A 16,166-nucleotide genomic window follows, 5' to 3' on the forward strand; every position below is an offset into this window, starting at 1 on the left:
GATTCCTTAAGTTGGCTGGGCTGCAGCGGTGCGTGAATTGCGACGTTGGCGACGCACCATCTCACCGGCCAGCGCCAGGTAGGCAATGGCGCCACGGGATGATTTGTCGTAGGCCAGCGCCGGCATGCCATAGCTTGGCGCTTCGGCCAGGCGGATGTTGCGTGGAATCACCGTGTCGTAGAGCTGGTCGCCGAAATGCTCCTTGAGCTGCGCCGACACATCGTTCATCAGGCTCAGCCGCGGGTCGTACATGGTCCGCAGCAGGCCTTCGACTTTCAGGTTCGGGTTGAGCAATTCGGCGATACGCTTGATGTTATCCACAAGGTCGCTCAAGCCTTCGAGCGCAAAGTACTCGCACTGCATGGGGATAATCACCCCGTCGGCGGCCACCAGGGCGTTGAGCGTGAGCATCGACAGCGACGGCGGGCAGTCGATCAGGATGTAGTCGTAATTCTCGCGGATGGGCGCCAGGGCGCTGCGCAGACGGCTTTCCTTCATCTGCATTTCCAGCAGCACCACTTCCGCCGCCGTCAGGTCGCGGTTGGCCGGCAGCAGTTGATAACCGCCGTGCTCGGAGTAGTGCATGGCCTGACCCAGGTCGCACTCGCCAATCAGCAAGTCGTAGACCGAGTTTTCCAGGCCGTGTTTATCCACACCGCTACCCATGGTGGCGTTGCCCTGTGGATCGAGATCGATCAACAGCACCCGGCGCTTGGTCGCGACCAGGGATGCTGCGAGGTTGATGCAGGTGGTGGTCTTACCCACGCCACCTTTCTGGTTCGCTATCGCGAATACCTTAGCCATTCTTGCTTGTGTTCCCAATCATGCCGTGCGGCGCAGTATCAGCAGATGGCGTTGGCCTTGGCAACCGGGTACGGCCAAGGCGTGTTCGCTATCGAGGTGGAAGTCCGCCGGCAATGCTAACAGCTCGTCGCTTGGATGGACGCCCTTCATTGCCAGCCAGCGGGTGTCGTGGTCGCCCAGGTGGCGAGTCCAGTTGCTGAAGTTCTCCATGCTGCTGAACGCCCGGGAAACAATTCCGTTGAAGGGCTGTTCAGGCGTAAAGGCTTCGACGCGGCTGTGGACAACGTGCAGGTTGTCCAGCTTGAGTTCGAGTTTGACCTGGGTCAGGAAGCGGGTCTTCTTGCCGTTGCTGTCCAGACAGGTCACTTGCGACTCGGGAAACAGGATGGCCAGCGGAATGCCAGGCATGCCGCCGCCGCTGCCGACGTCCAGCCAGCGACCGTTTTCGATAAACGGCATCACGCTCAAGCTGTCGAGCAGATGGCGCGAGACCATTTCGTCCGGATCACGCACTGCGGTCAGGTTGTAAGCCTTGTTCCATTTGATCAACAGGGCCAGGTAGCCCATCAGCAAGGCGTGCTGGGCTTCGGTCAGGTCGACGCCCAACTGGCGCGCACCTGTGGATAACTCTTCGGCGTGTTGCGAGGTGACCAACGAACTCAAGCGCTTTGCTCCAACTGACGGCCCGCGCCGCGTTTTTTCAAATGAATCATCAACAGCGAAATTGCTGCCGGGGTAACGCCGGGGATACGTGAAGCCTGGCCGAGGGTTTCCGGCCGAGTTATCCCCAGCTTGCTTTGAATTTCCTTCGACAGCCCGGAAATGCCGGTGTAGTCGATATCCACAGGCAGCTTTGTGTTTTCACTGGCGCGCAGGCGAGCGATCTCGTCCTGCTGGCGATCAATGTAACCGGCGTATTTGGTCTTGATTTCCACCTGTTCGGCGACCTGTGGATCTTCTGCGCCGCCGCCGGTCACTTCGACCAGGCCGGCGTAATCGATCTCCGGACGCGATAGCAGGTTGAGCAAGTTGTATTCGTGCGTCAGCGGCGTGCCGAATTTTTCGGCGATCGCATCACCCTGTTCAGTACCCGGACGAACCCAGGTGCTCTTCAAGCGCTGCTCTTCGAGGGTAATGCTCTCGCGTTTTTTGCAGAAGGCCGCCCAGCGCGCGTCATCGACCAAACCCAGCTCGCGACCTTTTTCGGTCAAGCGCAGATCGGCGTTGTCTTCGCGCAGGATCAGGCGATATTCGGCCCTGGACGTGAACATCCGGTACGGTTCCTGGGTGCCCAGGGTAATCAGGTCGTCGACCAACACGCCGATATACGCTTCATCGCGACGCGGGCACCAGCTGTCTTTGCCCTGTGCTCGCAGTGCAGCGTTGGTACCGGCCAGCAAACCCTGGGCGCCGGCTTCTTCGTAACCGGTGGTGCCATTGATTTGCCCGGCGAAGAACAAGCCGCCGATCACCTTGGTTTCCAGGCTGTATTTCAGGTCACGCGGATCGAAATAGTCGTACTCGATGGCGTAGCCAGGGCGAACGATGTGGGCGTTTTCCATGCCGCGAATCGACTGCACGATCTGGATTTGCACGTCGAACGGCAGGGAAGTGGAAATCCCGTTCGGGTACAGCTCGTGAGTCGTCAAGCCTTCGGGCTCGATAAACACCTGGTGGCTTTCCTTGTCGGCAAAGCGATGGATCTTGTCTTCAATCGACGGGCAGTAACGCGGGCCGATGCCTTCGATCACCCCGGAATACATCGGCGAACGGTCGAGGTTCGCGGCAATGATTTCGTGGGTACGCGCATTGGTATGGGTAATCCAGCAGCTGACCTGTTTGGGGTGCTGCTCCTTGGAACCCATGAAAGACATGACCGGGATCGGCGTATCGCCGGCCTGTTCGGTCATCACCGAAAAATCCACAGAACGTCCGTCGATACGCGGCGGAGTCCCGGTTTTCAAACGGCCCACGCGCAGCGGCAATTCACGCAGACGGTGTGCCAGGGCAATCGACGGCGGATCACCGGCGCGACCACCGGAATAGTTCTGCAGGCCGATGTGGATAAGTCCGCCAAGGAAGGTCCCGGTGGTCAACACCACGGATTCTGCGAAGAAGCGCAGGCCCATTTGCGTGACAACCCCGCGTACCTGGTCCTGCTCGACGATCAGGTCGTCTGCGGCCTGTTGAAATATCCACAGGTTCGGCTGGTTTTCCAGGGTTTCACGTACCGCGGCCTTGTACAAAATACGGTCGGCTTGTGCACGAGTGGCACGTACGGCCGGGCCTTTGCGGCTGTTGAGCACGCGAAATTGAATACCACCTTTGTCGGTGGCCATGGCCATTACGCCGCCAAGGGCATCGATTTCCTTGACCAGATGGCTTTTGCCGATGCCACCAATGGCAGGGTTGCAACTCATGGCGCCGAGGGTTTCCACGTTGTGCGTCAGCAACAGGGTTTTTACGCCCATGCGTGCTGACGCCAGTGCTGCCTCGGTACCGGCATGACCGCCGCCGATGACGATCACTTCAAAACGGGAAGGGAAATCCACCACGCACCTCGTGCCTGCTTATGTAGGTAATCAGGAATTGTTGGTTGAAAGAGTTTTGCAGCTTATGGCGGCAAGTATAGGGACTTCGCCCTGCCTAAAGAACCCTTTGCACAAAATTTAACCAGCTGTGGATGGATCACGGACAATAGAAATTAAAAGAGAGAAATTTATTAAATCTTTGTTTTTATGTTTATTTCTACTGAGCAGCTTTTCTGTGGATAGATTTCTACAGGCCTTTATCTACGTCGTGTACAGGGATTCAAAAGTCTGTGGTCATGTGCCAATGAGGGGCTTGGATAAGTGCTTTAAACCTGTGGATTAAACAGCTGGTTATCCACAGGCGGGTTTTTACTCAGGTTTCAAGCGTGGTTATCAACCGGGCACAAGAGCGGTTATTCACAGGGCTTAATCCACAGAAACGGCTGATTCAATGTCGACCGGCCCAGGGATTCAACGCGGATTCGCGGTCAAGACGGCTATTGTGGGAACACACGAGGGCAGTTAATAATAGCGATTATCATTAACCTACCTCGTCGCGCCTATGTCCCCTCCTTCACACACGGCAGCTGTGCAGCGCATCTATGAGCAACACCATTCGTGGTTACACGGGTGGCTCAAAGGCAAATTGCATAACGCCTGCGATGCAGCCGACGTGGCCCACGATACGTTCGTGCGTATCCTGGGTGGACGCGACGCCGTGCAGATCCTTGAGCCACGGGATTATCTGGCGACCATTGCAAGGGGCCTGGTGATTGATCGCTATCGCCGGCACGCCATTGAGCAGGCTTATAAGCAAACCCTGGCCGAGCGTCCTGAAGCCACCGCCATCAGTGAAGAAGACAAGGCAATCATTATCGAAACCCTGGTGGCTGTGGATAAGGCACTGTGCAGCTTGGGCGAACGTGCTCGACGGATCTTCATGCTGTCGCAGATCGAGGGGCTGACTTATCAACAGATCGCCGATCAACTGCGGGTGTCATTGACCACTGTGAAGAAACATATGGTCCGTGCCCTGACCGAGTGTTCACTGATCATGGCCAGTCTCTGATGCCCGCCCCTGATCGCAAGACATTCGAGACGGCCGCCAGTTGGTATGTGCAGTTCCAGGCGCAATCGCCGACGCCGGCTGATCGGCTGGCCTGGCAACAATGGCTCAATGGCGACCCTTCCCATCAGGCGGCCTGGAACCAGTTGGAGCAGTTGCAGCGCAGCCTTGGCGCCCTGCCCCAGGACTTCACACGCCGCGCATTGACCAGCACGCAGAAGCGCCGCCAGGTGCTCAAGTGGATGCTGGTACTGGGCGGCAGCGGGTATTTGGGTTGGAACATTCAACAACACACGTCCGTGGGTAACGTATGGGCCGACTACCGCACGCCTGTGGGTAAACATCGAAGGGTCGAACTGGCCGACGGCACTCAGGTTGATCTCAACACCAGCACAGCCATTGATGTGATGTTCGACTCACGCCAACGCTTGATTCGCCTGCGTGAAGGTGAAGTACTTATCCACAGTGGCAAACGTGGCGCCAACACGCCCTTGTATGTGGAGACTCGCCACGGGCGGGTTCAGGCACTGGGCACTCGGTTTACTGTCCGCCAATTGCCGGATTTCACCCGGGTCGGTGTGCTGGAAGATCGGGTCAATTTGTCCCCGGGCGATCAACCCGACCACAACCAGACCCTCGGAGCTGGGGAAAGCGCTGATTTTGATCGACACACGATTAGCCTCCCCCAGCGATATGGCGTGGCGCAAGCCGCCTGGGCGGACGGTCAATTGATCGTGCTCGATGCCAGACTCGGCGATGTCATCGATGAGTTGGCGCGCTATCGGCCGGGCGTGCTGAACTGTGATCCGGCTTCGGCTCAACTGCGCGTTTCCGGCGCGTTCCGCCTGGACTCAACCGACGCGGTACTGGCCAACCTGCAAGCGACCCTGCCGATCCGGGTGAAGTACTTCACGCGCTACTGGGTGTCGGTTAACCGGATCGGTTGATAAAAAATAATCCTCAGGGGGGTTATCTTTTTTTTATCACGCACGGCCCTTCAGGTAATCACGACGCTACCTTCAGGGCTTACCCATCTATGCGCCTTTCCATCCCGCTCCGTCAGCGACTTTCCTGCCATGCCATCACCTACGGCCTGCTGCTTGCCAGCACCGGCGGTACGTTGTTATCCACAGGGGTTATGGCCGCCAGCACCACCCAGCACTACGTCATCGCAGCCGGTCCCCTGGACAGTGCGTTAAGCCAGTTTGCCGCCCGGGCCAATGTGATCCTGTCCTTCTCGCCACAACAGACTTCACGGCTGACCACTTCCGGACTCAATGGTGATTATTCGGTGGATCAAGGTTTCGCCCTGCTGCTGCAGAATTCCGGGTTGCAAGCCGTCGCCCAGGCTCCCGGCAGCTATGGATTGCACACAGTCCCTACGGGCCAGCTCACGCTCGCACCCACCACCGTCAGTGCTTATCAACCGGATGGCTTCAATCAGGATATAGCGGGGGATGTGGGCTACAAGGCCCAGAACAGCCGGGTCGGCACCAAAACCAGTACGCCTCTGTCGCAGACACCCCGTTCGGTATCGGTGGTGACCGGGCAACGTATCAAGGATCAGAAATCGCAGACACTGACCGAAGTGCTGGGGTACGTACCCGGCATCTTCGCGCCGCCTTTTGCCGCGGGCGACGGGCTGGCGGGCGATCTCTTTTTCATTCGAGGCTTCAACGCCACGGACTACGGTTACGGCCTGTTGAGAGACGGACTACGTGTGCAAGGTAATCGGTACGACACCACCAGCGAGCCGTATGGCCTGGAGCGGGTCGAAGTGTTTCGCGGTCCTTCTTCGCTGCTCTACGGTGAGAACGCACCGGGCGGTTTGGTCAACCTGGTGAGCAAACATCCGACCGCCAACCCGCGCGGCGAGGTGCAATTGGGGTATGGCTCAAACAACCGACGCCAACTGGGTGTGGATATCTCCGGTCCGCTCAATGACAGCGACAATGTTCTCGGCCGCCTGGTAATGCTGGGCCGCAAATCCGACACGCAGACCGACCATGTACCGGATGATCGTGTTTACATCGCCCCTTCCCTGACCCTGAATTTCGACGACTACAACACCCTGACCCTCCTGGCCAACTACCAGAAGGACCACACCAACCTGGAACTCGGCCTGCCGGCTGCAGGCACTTTGCTTACTAATCCCAACGGTAAACTGTCCAAGCACACCATGCTCGGCGACCCGGATTGGAATACCTTTGAGCGCGAAGCCTGGAGCACCGGTTACGAGTTCAGCCACAGCTTCAACGACGACTGGCAGTTCCGTCAGAATTCCCGGTACATGCAGTCACGCATCAACCGCCATGAAACCTGGCCGAGCGCACTGAATAATCGGGGCTTCGGTACTCAGCTGAACATGACCGCCTACGATCGCTACAACAAATCCATGGTTTATTCCCTGGATAATCAGCTCGAGGGCAAATTCGATATCGGCGCACTGGAAAACACTGTGTTGTTTGGCGCCAGTTACGACCGCACCTCGTTCAACCAGGATTGGGACGCCGGTTTCGCCGGTACCATCAATGTGTATAACCCGGTGTACCTGCGCGAACCGCTCACGCCGATCGCGGTGCAAAACACCTTGCTCGAGCAACAGATGAAGGGCGCATACGCTCAGATCCAGAGCAAGTATGACCACTGGCTGTTCCTGCTCGGGGGGCGGCAGGACTGGGTCGACAGCGATTTCCGCGACAAGGTCAACAAGGCCAGCAGCACCGGCAGTCAAGACCGCAAGTTCACCTACCAAGGTGGCGTGATGTACCAGTTCGACAACGGCCTCACGCCGTATGTCAGCTATTCCACGGCATTCGTTCCGGTCCAGCAGATTTCCAATGCCGGCGCCCCATTGAAACCCATCACCAGCAGCCAATATGAAGCGGGTGTGAAGTACGAGCCGATCGGCTGGGACACGGCGATGACGCTGTCGGTGTACGACTTGCGCAAACAGGACGACACCTACCTGGATGCCACCACCAACAGCTATCGTCAGGTGGGTGAGAGCCGCGCCAAGGGCGCCGAAGTTGAAATCAACAGCAACCTTACGCCCAACCTGAACGTAACGGCGGCTTATACCTACACTGACGCGCGGATTACCAAGGATTCCGCCACCTCCCTGGTCGAAGGGCGCCAGATGACCGGCGTTCCTCGCAATCAAGCTTCGGTATGGAGCAAATACCGTTTCCTGGAGGGTCAGCTCAAGGGCCTGTCTGTGGGGGGAGGTGTGCGTTATTTCGACAGCACTTTTTCCTACACGGCGCCGACGCTCTACGGGAAGTTGGATGCAGGCAGTGTCACGTTGGTGGATGCCGTGGTGGGGTATCAGATCGACCCGCACTGGTCAGTGGACCTGAACGCGAAGAACCTGTTCGACAAGGAGTATGTGTCCGGTTGCAACGATGCGGGGCGCTGCTATTGGGGTGACAGCCGCACCCTGTTGGGTACGGTGTCCTATAACTGGTAAAGACCTGGCTATTTGCCGATACAGAAACTGGAAAAGATTCGGCCAAGCAAGTCATCGGAGCTGAATGCGCCGGTAATCTCACCTAGCAGCTGCTGCGCCTGACGCAAATCCTCAGCCAGCAGCTCTCCGGCGCCCGCCAGGGTCAGCTGTGCTCGCCCGTGCTCCAACGCCGCACTGGCATGGCGAAGCGCCTCCAGATGCCTGCGGCGTGCACTGAAGCTGCTTTCCGAGGTCTGCTCGTAGCCCATGCAGGCCTTGAGGTGGTCACGTAGCAACTCCAGGCCCTCACCCGCGGATTTGGCACTCAGGCTGATAGTCACATGGCCATCCTCGCTGGTTTGCATCGCGATGGTTTCACCCGTCAGGTCGGCCTTGTTCCGGATCAGGGTCACTTTGGCTGGGTCTGGCCGTTGCTCGAGGAATTCCGGCCACAACGCAAAAGGATCCACCGCCTCAGGGGCGGTGGCGTCCACCACCAACAACACACGGTCGGCTTCGCCAATGGCTTTGAGCGCGCGTTCTACGCCAATCTTCTCCACCTGGTCATCGGTGTCGCGCAACCCTGCCGTATCGACCACGTGCAACGGCATGCCATCAATGTGGATATGTTCGCGCAGGATGTCGCGAGTGGTACCGGCAATTTCGGTAACGATGGCTGCTTCGCGTCCCGCCAATGCATTGAGCAGGCTGGACTTGCCGGCATTGGGTCGCCCCGCAATCACCACGGTCATGCCGTCACGCAGCAATGCCCCCTGCCCGGCTTCGCGCAACACTGTGGATAACTCATCGCGGACCTTATCCAGCATTGAAAGGACATGGCCATCGGCGAGGAAATCAATTTCCTCCTCAGGAAAATCAATGGCCGCCTCGACATAGATACGCAGGCTGATCAGCTGCTCGGTCAAGTTATGCACACGCAGGGAAAACGCCCCCTGCAACGAACGCAATGCGTTGCGCGCAGCCTGTGCAGAACTGGCCTCGATCAGATCGGCGATGGCCTCGGCCTGAGCCAGGTCGAGTTTGTCGTTGAGGAATGCGCGCTCGCTGAATTCACCCGGACGGGCCAGGCGGCAGCCCAATTGCAGGCAACGTTGCAGCAACATGTCCAGGACAACCGGACCACCATGGCCCTGCAGTTCCAATACATCTTCACCCGTGAAGGAGTTTGGCCCCGGGAAGTAGAGCGCCAAGCCCTCGTCCAGCACACTTGCGTCGCCATCCAGAAACGGACCGTAATGGGCGAACCGCGGCTTCAACTCCCGTCCGCTGATCGCCTTGGCGGCCGCGCTGGCGAGCGGCCCGGAAATTCGAACGATACCGACGCCGCCGCGACCTTGAGCGGTTGCGACAGCAGCGATGGTTTCACGGGGAGCGCTCATCAGCAGGTTCCAGAAGTAAAGTGTCGGAAAGCAAAACGCCCCACTAGGGGGCGTCTTGAGTGGTTATCCACAGAGTAAATTACGCCTCGGCTTTTTTGGTAGCCGCTTCGATTTTACGTGTGATGTACCACTGTTGGGAGATCGACAACACGTTGTTGACTACCCAGTACAGTACCAGGCCCGCTGGGAACCACAGGAAGAAGAAGGTGAAGATGATTGGCATCATTTTCATTACCTTGGCCTGCATCGGGTCCGGCGGAGTCGGGTTCAGACGCTGCTGGATAAACATGGTTGCGCCCATGATGATCGGCAGGATAAAGAACGGGTCCTTGATCGACAGGTCGGTTATCCACAGCATGAACGGTGCCTGGCGCATTTCCACGCTTTCCAGGAGTACCCAGTACAGCGACAGGAATACCGGCATCTGTACCAGAATCGGCAAGCATCCACCCAGCGGGTTGATCTTCTCTTTCTTGTACAGCTCCATCATGGCCTGCGACATTTTCTGCCGGTCGTCACCATGTTGCTCTTTCAGCGCAGCCAGTTTCGGCGCCACGGCACGCATGCGCGCCATCGACTTGTAGCTGGCGGCCGACAGCGGGAAGAAGATCCCCTTGATCAGCATGGTCAGGAAGATGATCGACCAGCCCCAGTTACCGACGATGCTGTGGATATGTTGCAGCAGCCAGAAGATCGGCTGGGCAATGAACCACAGGAAGCCGTAATCCACAGTCAGTTCCAGGCCTGGGGACAACTCTTTCAGTACCGCCTGGCTTTTCGGGCCGGCATACAGGGTGGCGCTGGTTTCAGCCTTGGCACCTGGTGCGACGGTCAACGCCGGGCCAGTAAAACCAATGATGTAGTTGCCCTGGCTGTCCTTGCGGGTTTGCACCAGGTTCGCTTCACCCTTGTTCGGGATCCACGCGGTCACGAAGTAGTGCTGCAGCCACGCTACCCAGCCACCTTGAACGGTTTCTTTCAGCGCGCCCTTGTCGATGTCTTTCATCGACACTTTTTTGTACGGCTCGTTACTTGTCCACAGGGCGGCGCCCAGGTAAGTCGCGGTGCCGGTGGCGGTGCTGGAAGAAGGGTCAGAGCTGGCGTCACGCTTGAGCTGGGCAAACAGGTTGCCGCTCCAGGCCTTGTCGCTGGTGTTGTCGATCAGGTAAGTGACCTTCAAATCGTACAAACCACGGGTGAAGCTGAAACGCTTGATGTAATTGACGCCGTCGAGGCTGAATTTCAGGTCGACGTTCAACTGGTTCTGGCCATCAGCCAGTTGATAACTCTTCTGCTCGGTCGAATAAATCGGACGACCGGTAGCACGAGCGTCCGGACCATTGGTGCCGGTCAGGCCACTTTGCGCCAGATAAGTACGTTCACCGCCGTTATCGAACAGCTGGAACGGAACATCCGGATGGTCTTGGCGACGTGGATAAAGCGGCAGCTTCAGCTGGGCAATATCGCCACCCTGCGGGTCGATCGCCAGGTCGAGCACATCCGTTTTAACGTGGATGAGGTCTTTGTTGGTGACAACTGGCGTTTCCAACGGGGCACTTGTCTCGCCATTCGCGCTGGGAACATCGGCACTCGCGGACGCATTGTTACCCAGCGGGGTGTCCGGAATAGCCGGCGCAGCCTGATTGGTAGCAACATTCTGAGTCGGCAGGGCAGCCTGGCCGTAGTCCTGGTTCCATTTCAGGACCATGACGTAGGACACGATTGCCAGGGCGACGATCAGGATCGTGCGTTTAATATCCATGATTACTCGGCCATCGAAGAAGAACGGGAGGTAGGGATAGGTGGAACCGGGTCATAACCACCGGCATTCCACGGATGACAGCGACCTAAACGACGAAAGGTCAGCCAGCCACCGCGCAGAAGACCATGGTTTTCTATGGCTTCTAACGCGTAGCAGGAACAACTGGGGTAGAAACGACAGTGGCTGGCCATCAGAGGACTAATGGCATAGCGATAAAACTGGATCGGAACGATTGCCAGTTTACGCATCAAGGCTGTCTACCGCTACAGTTTCGGTGCTGACTGCTGGTGCTGGTTTGTGGGTACGCGCCAGACGTTTCCAGAGCTTGCCGAAATGCTGAATCAATTCGGGGTTTTCTACATCCCCCAAGCCTTTGCGCGCGACGATAACAATATCCCACCCAACCAGAGTGTCCTGGTGGAGGCGAAACGATTCGCGCATCAGACGCTTGAGGCGATTGCGCTCAACGGAGAGCTTTACGCTCTTCTTGCCGATCACCAACCCGAGACGGGGGTGATCAAGATCGTTGTTACGCGCAAGGAGCAGGAGATTTTTCCCCGGAACCTTGCCGGTGGGGGAGTCAAAGACTGCCTTGAAGTGCCGGGGGGTTAGCAGACGCTTTTCCCGACTGAAGTCCTGACTCACCACCAGTACCGGATTATCAAACTGCCAGACGCGCACGACCTTTGGCGCGGCGACGCGACAGGACAGCACGGCCGTTCTTGGTAGCCATGCGAGCACGGAAGCCGTGAGTACGGGCGCGTTTGATGGTGCTTGGTTGGAAAGTACGTTTCATGGCGTTGTTACCTGGTTCGTCCACAACGGGCCGGAATGGCCCCCGTTTTAAGAGACCGGCGATTCTAGAGAAAGCAAGCCTCTAGGTCAATTTCCAACCAGCTTTTCCTTCAATTAGATATCTGGAGGCCACCTCGCCCTTTCCATCCGCCTGGCTTCCACGAGGAGTGACATAGATATAAAAATAAAGAAGGAAGTTATTTAAAGCTTTTCTGTAAAGCTTATAAAAGCTAGAGAGGCGTTCTTCTGTGGATAACTACGTTCAGGCCATATTCGACGTGGTGTACAGAGGATGACAACACAGGGGAGAAACGGTGCTCTGCCTGTGCTGCGCTGTCGGATAAGCTGTGGGTGGAATGGGTTGTTATCCACAGGCCAGTTACCCACAGACTTTTGCTCCTACTTGTGCAACGAGCTCAGGTACGGTTATCCACAGAGCTTATTCACAGACCGGCGGTCGCCTTTATTCCAGTTAAGGCGTTGATTTTGGGTGCCCTGTGAGCAACCTTCATGTGGATAAGTGGACGGCTGGCCGCTACAATGGCGGCTGTTTTTGCCTCACCGGCTTTCAACTTAGGGGATATCCGTGTCAGTGGAACTTTGGCAGCAGTGCGTGGAGCTTTTGCGCGATGAGCTGCCTGCCCAGCAATTCAACACCTGGATCCGTCCGCTACAGGTCGAAGCCGAAGGCGACGAGTTGCGTGTCTACGCGCCCAATCGTTTTGTTCTCGACTGGGTCAACGAGAAGTACCTGAGCCGCGTTCTCGAATTGCTCGACGAACATGGCAACGGCATCGCCCCCGTGCTTTCCTTATTAATAGGCAGCAAACGCAGCTCCGCCCCTCGCGCTGCCCCGAATGCGCCATTGGCTGCGGCTGCCTCGCAGTCCCAGGCTGCACCGGTTGCTGCAGCGCCTGCACCGACGCCCGCCAAATCATCTGCGCCTAAAAATGCACCGCAGAACGAAGAGCCGTCCCGTGACAGCTTCGATCCCATGGCCGGAGCCAGTTCTCAACAAGCTCCCGTTCGTGCCGAGCAGCGCACCGTGCAGGTCGAGGGTGCGCTCAAGCACACCAGCTACCTGAACCGCACGTTTACCTTCGAGAATTTCGTCGAGGGCAAGTCCAACCAGTTGGCCCGTGCGGCCGCCTGGCAAGTGGCCGACAACCCCAAGCACGGTTACAACCCGCTCTTCCTTTATGGCGGCGTCGGCTTGGGTAAAACGCACTTGATGCACGCTGTGGGTAACCATCTGTTAAAGAAGAACCCGAATGCCAAGGTGGTCTACCTGCATTCGGAGCGCTTCGTGGCTGACATGGTCAAGGCCCTGCAACTCAACGCCATCAACGAGTTCAAGCGCTTTTACCGCTCCGTTGATGCGTTACTGATCGATGACATTCAGTTCTTCGCGCGCAAGGAACGTTCCCAGGAAGAGTTTTTCCACACGTTCAACGCCCTGCTCGAAGGCGGACAGCAGGTGATCCTCACCAGTGACCGTTATCCGAAAGAAATCGAAGGCCTTGAGGAGCGCTTGAAGTCGCGCTTCGGCTGGGGTTTGACGGTTGCCGTAGAGCCGCCCGAGCTGGAAACTCGCGTCGCGATCCTGATGAAAAAGGCCGACCAGGCCAAAGTCGACCTGCCCCACGATGCCGCGTTCTTTATTGCCCAACGTATTCGTTCCAACGTGCGTGAACTCGAAGGTGCGCTCAAGCGGGTCATCGCGCACTCCCACTTCATGGGGCGCGACATCACCATCGAGCTGATTCGCGAATCCCTGAAAGACTTGCTGGCGCTGCAGGACAAACTGGTGAGTGTGGATAACATCCAGCGCACCGTTGCCGAGTACTACAAGATCAAGATTTCCGACCTGCTGTCCAAGCGCCGTTCGCGCTCGGTCGCACGCCCGCGCCAGGTGGCCATGGCCCTCTCCAAAGAGTTGACCAACCACAGCCTGCCGGAAATCGGTGATGTATTTGGTGGTCGCGACCACACCACGGTTTTGCACGCGTGCCGCAAGATCAACGAACTTAAGGAATCCGACGCGGATATTCGCGAGGACTACAAGAACCTGCTGCGTACACTGACTACCTGATGACACCAGCGCAGCTTATTAAGGCAAGGGACTAGACCATGCATTTCACCATTCAACGCGAAGCCCTGTTGAAACCCCTGCAACTGGTCGCAGGCGTCGTCGAGCGCCGACAGACCTTGCCGGTGCTTTCCAACGTATTACTGGTGGTCGAAGGCCAGCAGTTGTCCCTGACCGGTACTGACCTGGAAGTCGAACTGGTTGGCCGCGTGCAGCTCGAAGAGCCCGCCGAACCTGGCGAGATCACCGTGCCGGCACGCAAGCTGATGGATATCTGCAAGAGCCTGCCGAACGACGCGCTGATCGACATCAAGGTTGATGAATCGAAACTGGTGGTCAAAGCCGGGCGCAGCCGTTTCACCCTCTCCACCTTGCCGGCCAACGATTTCCCGACGGTGGAAGAAGGCCCAGGTTCGCTGACCTGCAGCCTGGAGCAGAGCAAGCTGCGTCGCTTGATCGAGCGCACCAGCTTCGCCATGGCCCAGCAGGACGTGCGCTACTACCTTAATGGCATGCTGCTGGAAGTGTCCGAAGGGATCATTCGCGCGGTCGCCACTGATGGTCACCGCCTGGCGATGTGTTCGATGCGCGCCGATATCGGCCAGCCGGATCGTCACCAGGTCATCGTGCCGCGTAAAGGTATCCTCGAATTGGCGCGTTTGCTGACTGAGCCGGATGGCAACGTCAGCATCGTTCTGGGTCAGCACCACATCCGCGCGACCACCGGCGAATTCACCTTCACCTCCAAGCTGGTCGACGGCAAGTTCCCCGACTACGAGCGCGTGTTGCCTAAAGGTGGCGACAAGCTGGTACTTGGCGATCGCCAGGCCTTGCGTGAAGCGTTCAGCCGTACCGCCATTCTGTCTAACGAGAAGTATCGAGGTATTCGTCTGCAACTGGCCAATGGTCAGCTGAAGATCCAGGCGAACAACCCGGAACAGGAAGAGGCGGAAGAAGAAGTCGGCGTCGACTACAACGGCGGCAACCTGGAGATCGGCTTCAACGTGAGCTACCTGCTGGACGTGCTGGGGGTGATGACCACCGAACAGGTTCGCCTGATTCTGTCGGACTCCAATAGCAGCGCACTGGTACAAGAATCCGATAACGACGACTCGGCTTATGTTGTTATGCCGATGCGTCTGTAATCATGCTCAGCAGAAGCTAGATGTCCCTCAGTCGTGTCTCGGTCACCGCGGTGCGCAATCTGCACCCGGTGACCTTCTCCCCTTCTCCTCGCATCAACATTCTTCATGGCGCCAATGGCAGTGGAAAAACCAGCGTGCTGGAAGCCATCCACCTGCTGGGGCTCGCCCGTTCCTTTCGCAGCGCTCGCTTGTTGCCGGTGATCCAATACGAGCAGTTGGCGTGCACGGTATTTGGCCAAGTTGAATTGGCTGAGGGTGGGCACAGCGCCCTGGGGATATCCCGTGATCGCAGTGGGGAGTTTCAGATTCGCATCGATGGGCAGAATGCGCGCAGCGCAGCGCAGTTGGCGGAAATCCTGCCGTTGCAGTTGATCAACCCCGACAGTTTCCGCTTGTTGGAAGGTGCACCAAAAATTCGCCGGCAATTCCTCGATTGGGGCGTGTTCCACGTGGAACCCCGTTTCATGGCCACGTGGCAGCGCTTGCAGAAGGCCCTGCGGCAGCGGAACTCATGGCTGCGGCATGGTACACTTGACGCCGCTTCACAAGCGGCCTGGGACCGGGAGCTGTGCCTGGCCAGCGACGAAATAGATGAATACCGCCGTGCCTATATCAAAGCCTTGAAACCAGTCTTTGAGCAGACCTTGAGCGAGCTGTTGGACCTCGAGGGGCTGACGCTGAGTTATTACCGTGGTTGGGACAAGGAACGCGAGCTGAGTGCAGTGCTTGCGACCTCCCTGCAGCGTGACCAGCAGATTGGCCACACCCAGGCCGGACCCCAACGTGCTGATTTGCGTCTTAGATTAGGCGCTCACAATGCTGCGGATATTCTGTCCCGCGGCCAGCAAAAGTTGGTGGTGTGTGCATTGCGTATCGCGCAGGGGCACCTGGTCAGCCAGGCCCGACGCGGTCAGTGTATTTATCTGGTGGATGACTTGCCGTCCGAACTCGACGAGCAACACCGCCGCGCGTTATGCCGCTTATTGGAAGACTTACGCTGCCAAGTGTTTATCACCTGTGTAGACCACGAATTATTGAGGGAAGGCTGGCAGACGGAAACGCCAGTCGCTTTGTTCCACGTGGAACAAGGCCGTATCACCCAGACCCACGACCATCGGGAGTGAAG

The 16,166-nt window shown here is 57.7% G+C and carries 14 protein-coding genes; 6 read left to right on the top strand and 8 right to left on the bottom strand.

All coding sequences use genetic code 11. The features are described from left to right. Positions 1-6: 6 nt before the first annotated feature. The 3 genes from BFP93_RS19175 to mnmG are packed head-to-tail and all read right to left on the bottom strand — an operon-like array spanning position 7 to position 3,356. A complete protein-coding gene (locus BFP93_RS19175) occupies positions 7-804 on the bottom strand; it encodes a ParA family protein (protein ID WP_057725767.1) in 798 nt (265 codons plus the stop codon). Between the two features lie 18 nt (positions 805-822). Continuing rightward, positions 823-1,467 carry a 16S rRNA (guanine(527)-N(7))-methyltransferase RsmG gene (gene rsmG, locus BFP93_RS19180; protein ID WP_065894363.1) on the bottom strand — a complete coding sequence of 215 codons (645 nt, stop codon included), beginning with the start codon at positions 1,465-1,467 and terminating at the stop codon, positions 823-825. After that, entirely contained in the window at positions 1,464-3,356 is a 1,893-nt protein-coding gene (gene mnmG / locus BFP93_RS19185) for a tRNA uridine-5-carboxymethylaminomethyl(34) synthesis enzyme MnmG (RefSeq protein WP_065894381.1), read from the bottom strand. Before mnmG ends, rsmG begins: the two co-directional genes overlap by 4 nt. A 541-nt stretch (positions 3,357-3,897) precedes the next feature. On the opposite strand from mnmG, the gene BFP93_RS19190 reads away from it, so the two are divergent. The 3 genes from BFP93_RS19190 (at position 3,898) to BFP93_RS19200 (ending at position 7,870) form a co-directional block, all read left to right on the top strand. Continuing rightward, positions 3,898-4,404: a sigma-70 family RNA polymerase sigma factor gene (locus tag BFP93_RS19190; RefSeq protein WP_065886696.1), complete on the top strand. Its 507-nt coding sequence runs from the start codon at positions 3,898-3,900 to the stop codon at positions 4,402-4,404. After that, on the top strand, positions 4,404-5,348 hold the full coding sequence (locus BFP93_RS19195) for a FecR domain-containing protein (protein ID WP_065894364.1): 945 nt from the start codon (positions 4,404-4,406) through the stop codon (positions 5,346-5,348). Before BFP93_RS19190 ends, BFP93_RS19195 begins: the two co-directional genes overlap by 1 nt. An 89-nt stretch (positions 5,349-5,437) precedes the next feature. Beyond that, positions 5,438-7,870, top strand: a complete 2,433-nt coding sequence (locus tag BFP93_RS19200; RefSeq protein ID WP_065894365.1) for a TonB-dependent siderophore receptor — start codon at positions 5,438-5,440, stop codon at positions 7,868-7,870. An 8-nt stretch (positions 7,871-7,878) separates the two neighbouring features. Here the strand turns inward: BFP93_RS19200 and mnmE are convergent, their stop codons facing one another. From mnmE to rpmH, 5 genes are all read right to left on the bottom strand, one after another. Beyond that, a complete protein-coding gene (mnmE, locus tag BFP93_RS19205; protein WP_065894367.1) occupies positions 7,879-9,249 on the bottom strand; it encodes a tRNA uridine-5-carboxymethylaminomethyl(34) synthesis GTPase MnmE in 1,371 nt (456 codons plus the stop codon). 79 nt (positions 9,250-9,328) lie between these two features. Further along, the gene (gene yidC / locus BFP93_RS19210) at positions 9,329-11,011 is read right to left on the bottom strand and encodes a membrane protein insertase YidC (RefSeq protein WP_065894368.1); all 1,683 of its coding nucleotides are present in this window, start codon (positions 11,009-11,011) and stop codon (positions 9,329-9,331) included. 2 nt (positions 11,012-11,013) lie between these two features. After that, positions 11,014-11,259 (bottom strand): membrane protein insertion efficiency factor YidD, encoded by a 246-nt coding sequence (gene yidD, locus BFP93_RS27720; protein WP_003233592.1) that lies wholly within the window; start codon positions 11,257-11,259, stop codon positions 11,014-11,016. Next, positions 11,252-11,659 carry a ribonuclease P protein component gene (rnpA, locus tag BFP93_RS27725; protein ID WP_176717574.1) on the bottom strand — a complete coding sequence of 136 codons (408 nt, stop codon included), beginning with the start codon at positions 11,657-11,659 and terminating at the stop codon, positions 11,252-11,254. Before rnpA ends, yidD begins: the two co-directional genes overlap by 8 nt. A 13-nt stretch (positions 11,660-11,672) precedes the next feature. Beyond that, on the bottom strand, positions 11,673-11,807 hold the full coding sequence (gene rpmH / locus BFP93_RS27730; protein WP_003213577.1) for a 50S ribosomal protein L34: 135 nt from the start codon (positions 11,805-11,807) through the stop codon (positions 11,673-11,675). 585 nt (positions 11,808-12,392) lie between these two features. On the opposite strand from rpmH, the gene dnaA reads away from it, so the two are divergent. From dnaA to recF, 3 genes are read left to right on the top strand one after another with little or no spacing between them, the layout of a single operon-like run. Then, positions 12,393-13,898 carry a chromosomal replication initiator protein DnaA gene (gene dnaA / locus BFP93_RS19220; RefSeq protein WP_065886701.1) on the top strand — a complete coding sequence of 502 codons (1,506 nt, stop codon included), beginning with the start codon at positions 12,393-12,395 and terminating at the stop codon, positions 13,896-13,898. 38 nt (positions 13,899-13,936) lie between these two features. Then, a complete protein-coding gene (gene dnaN, locus BFP93_RS19225) occupies positions 13,937-15,040 on the top strand; it encodes a DNA polymerase III subunit beta (RefSeq protein ID WP_065886702.1) in 1,104 nt (367 codons plus the stop codon). 20 nt (positions 15,041-15,060) lie between these two features. Beyond that, a complete protein-coding gene (gene recF / locus BFP93_RS19230; RefSeq protein WP_057725758.1) occupies positions 15,061-16,164 on the top strand; it encodes a DNA replication/repair protein RecF in 1,104 nt (367 codons plus the stop codon). Positions 16,165-16,166 lie beyond the last annotated feature (2 nt).

The organism is Pseudomonas sp. 44 R 15, assembly GCF_900004965.1.
Classification (GTDB): domain Bacteria; phylum Pseudomonadota; class Gammaproteobacteria; order Pseudomonadales; family Pseudomonadaceae; genus Aquipseudomonas; species Aquipseudomonas orientalis_A.

Coding starts and splice junctions, on each gene's coding strand:
- BFP93_RS19175 (WP_057725767.1), bottom strand. CDS start 804: ATGGCTAAGGTATTCGCGATAGCGAACCAGAAAGGTGGCGTGGGTAAG.
- BFP93_RS19190 (WP_065886696.1), top strand. CDS start 3,898: ATGTCCCCTCCTTCACACACGGCAGCTGTGCAGCGCATCTATGAGCAA.
- BFP93_RS19195 (WP_065894364.1), top strand. CDS start 4,404: ATGCCCGCCCCTGATCGCAAGACATTCGAGACGGCCGCCAGTTGGTAT.
- BFP93_RS19200 (WP_065894365.1), top strand. CDS start 5,438: ATGCGCCTTTCCATCCCGCTCCGTCAGCGACTTTCCTGCCATGCCATC.
- mnmE (WP_065894367.1), bottom strand. CDS start 9,249: ATGAGCGCTCCCCGTGAAACCATCGCTGCTGTCGCAACCGCTCAAGGT.
- yidC (WP_065894368.1), bottom strand. CDS start 11,011: ATGGATATTAAACGCACGATCCTGATCGTCGCCCTGGCAATCGTGTCC.
- yidD (WP_003233592.1), bottom strand. CDS start 11,259: ATGCGTAAACTGGCAATCGTTCCGATCCAGTTTTATCGCTATGCCATT.
- rpmH (WP_003213577.1), bottom strand. CDS start 11,807: ATGAAACGTACTTTCCAACCAAGCACCATCAAACGCGCCCGTACTCAC.
- dnaN (WP_065886702.1), top strand. CDS start 13,937: ATGCATTTCACCATTCAACGCGAAGCCCTGTTGAAACCCCTGCAACTG.
- recF (WP_057725758.1), top strand. CDS start 15,061: ATGTCCCTCAGTCGTGTCTCGGTCACCGCGGTGCGCAATCTGCACCCG.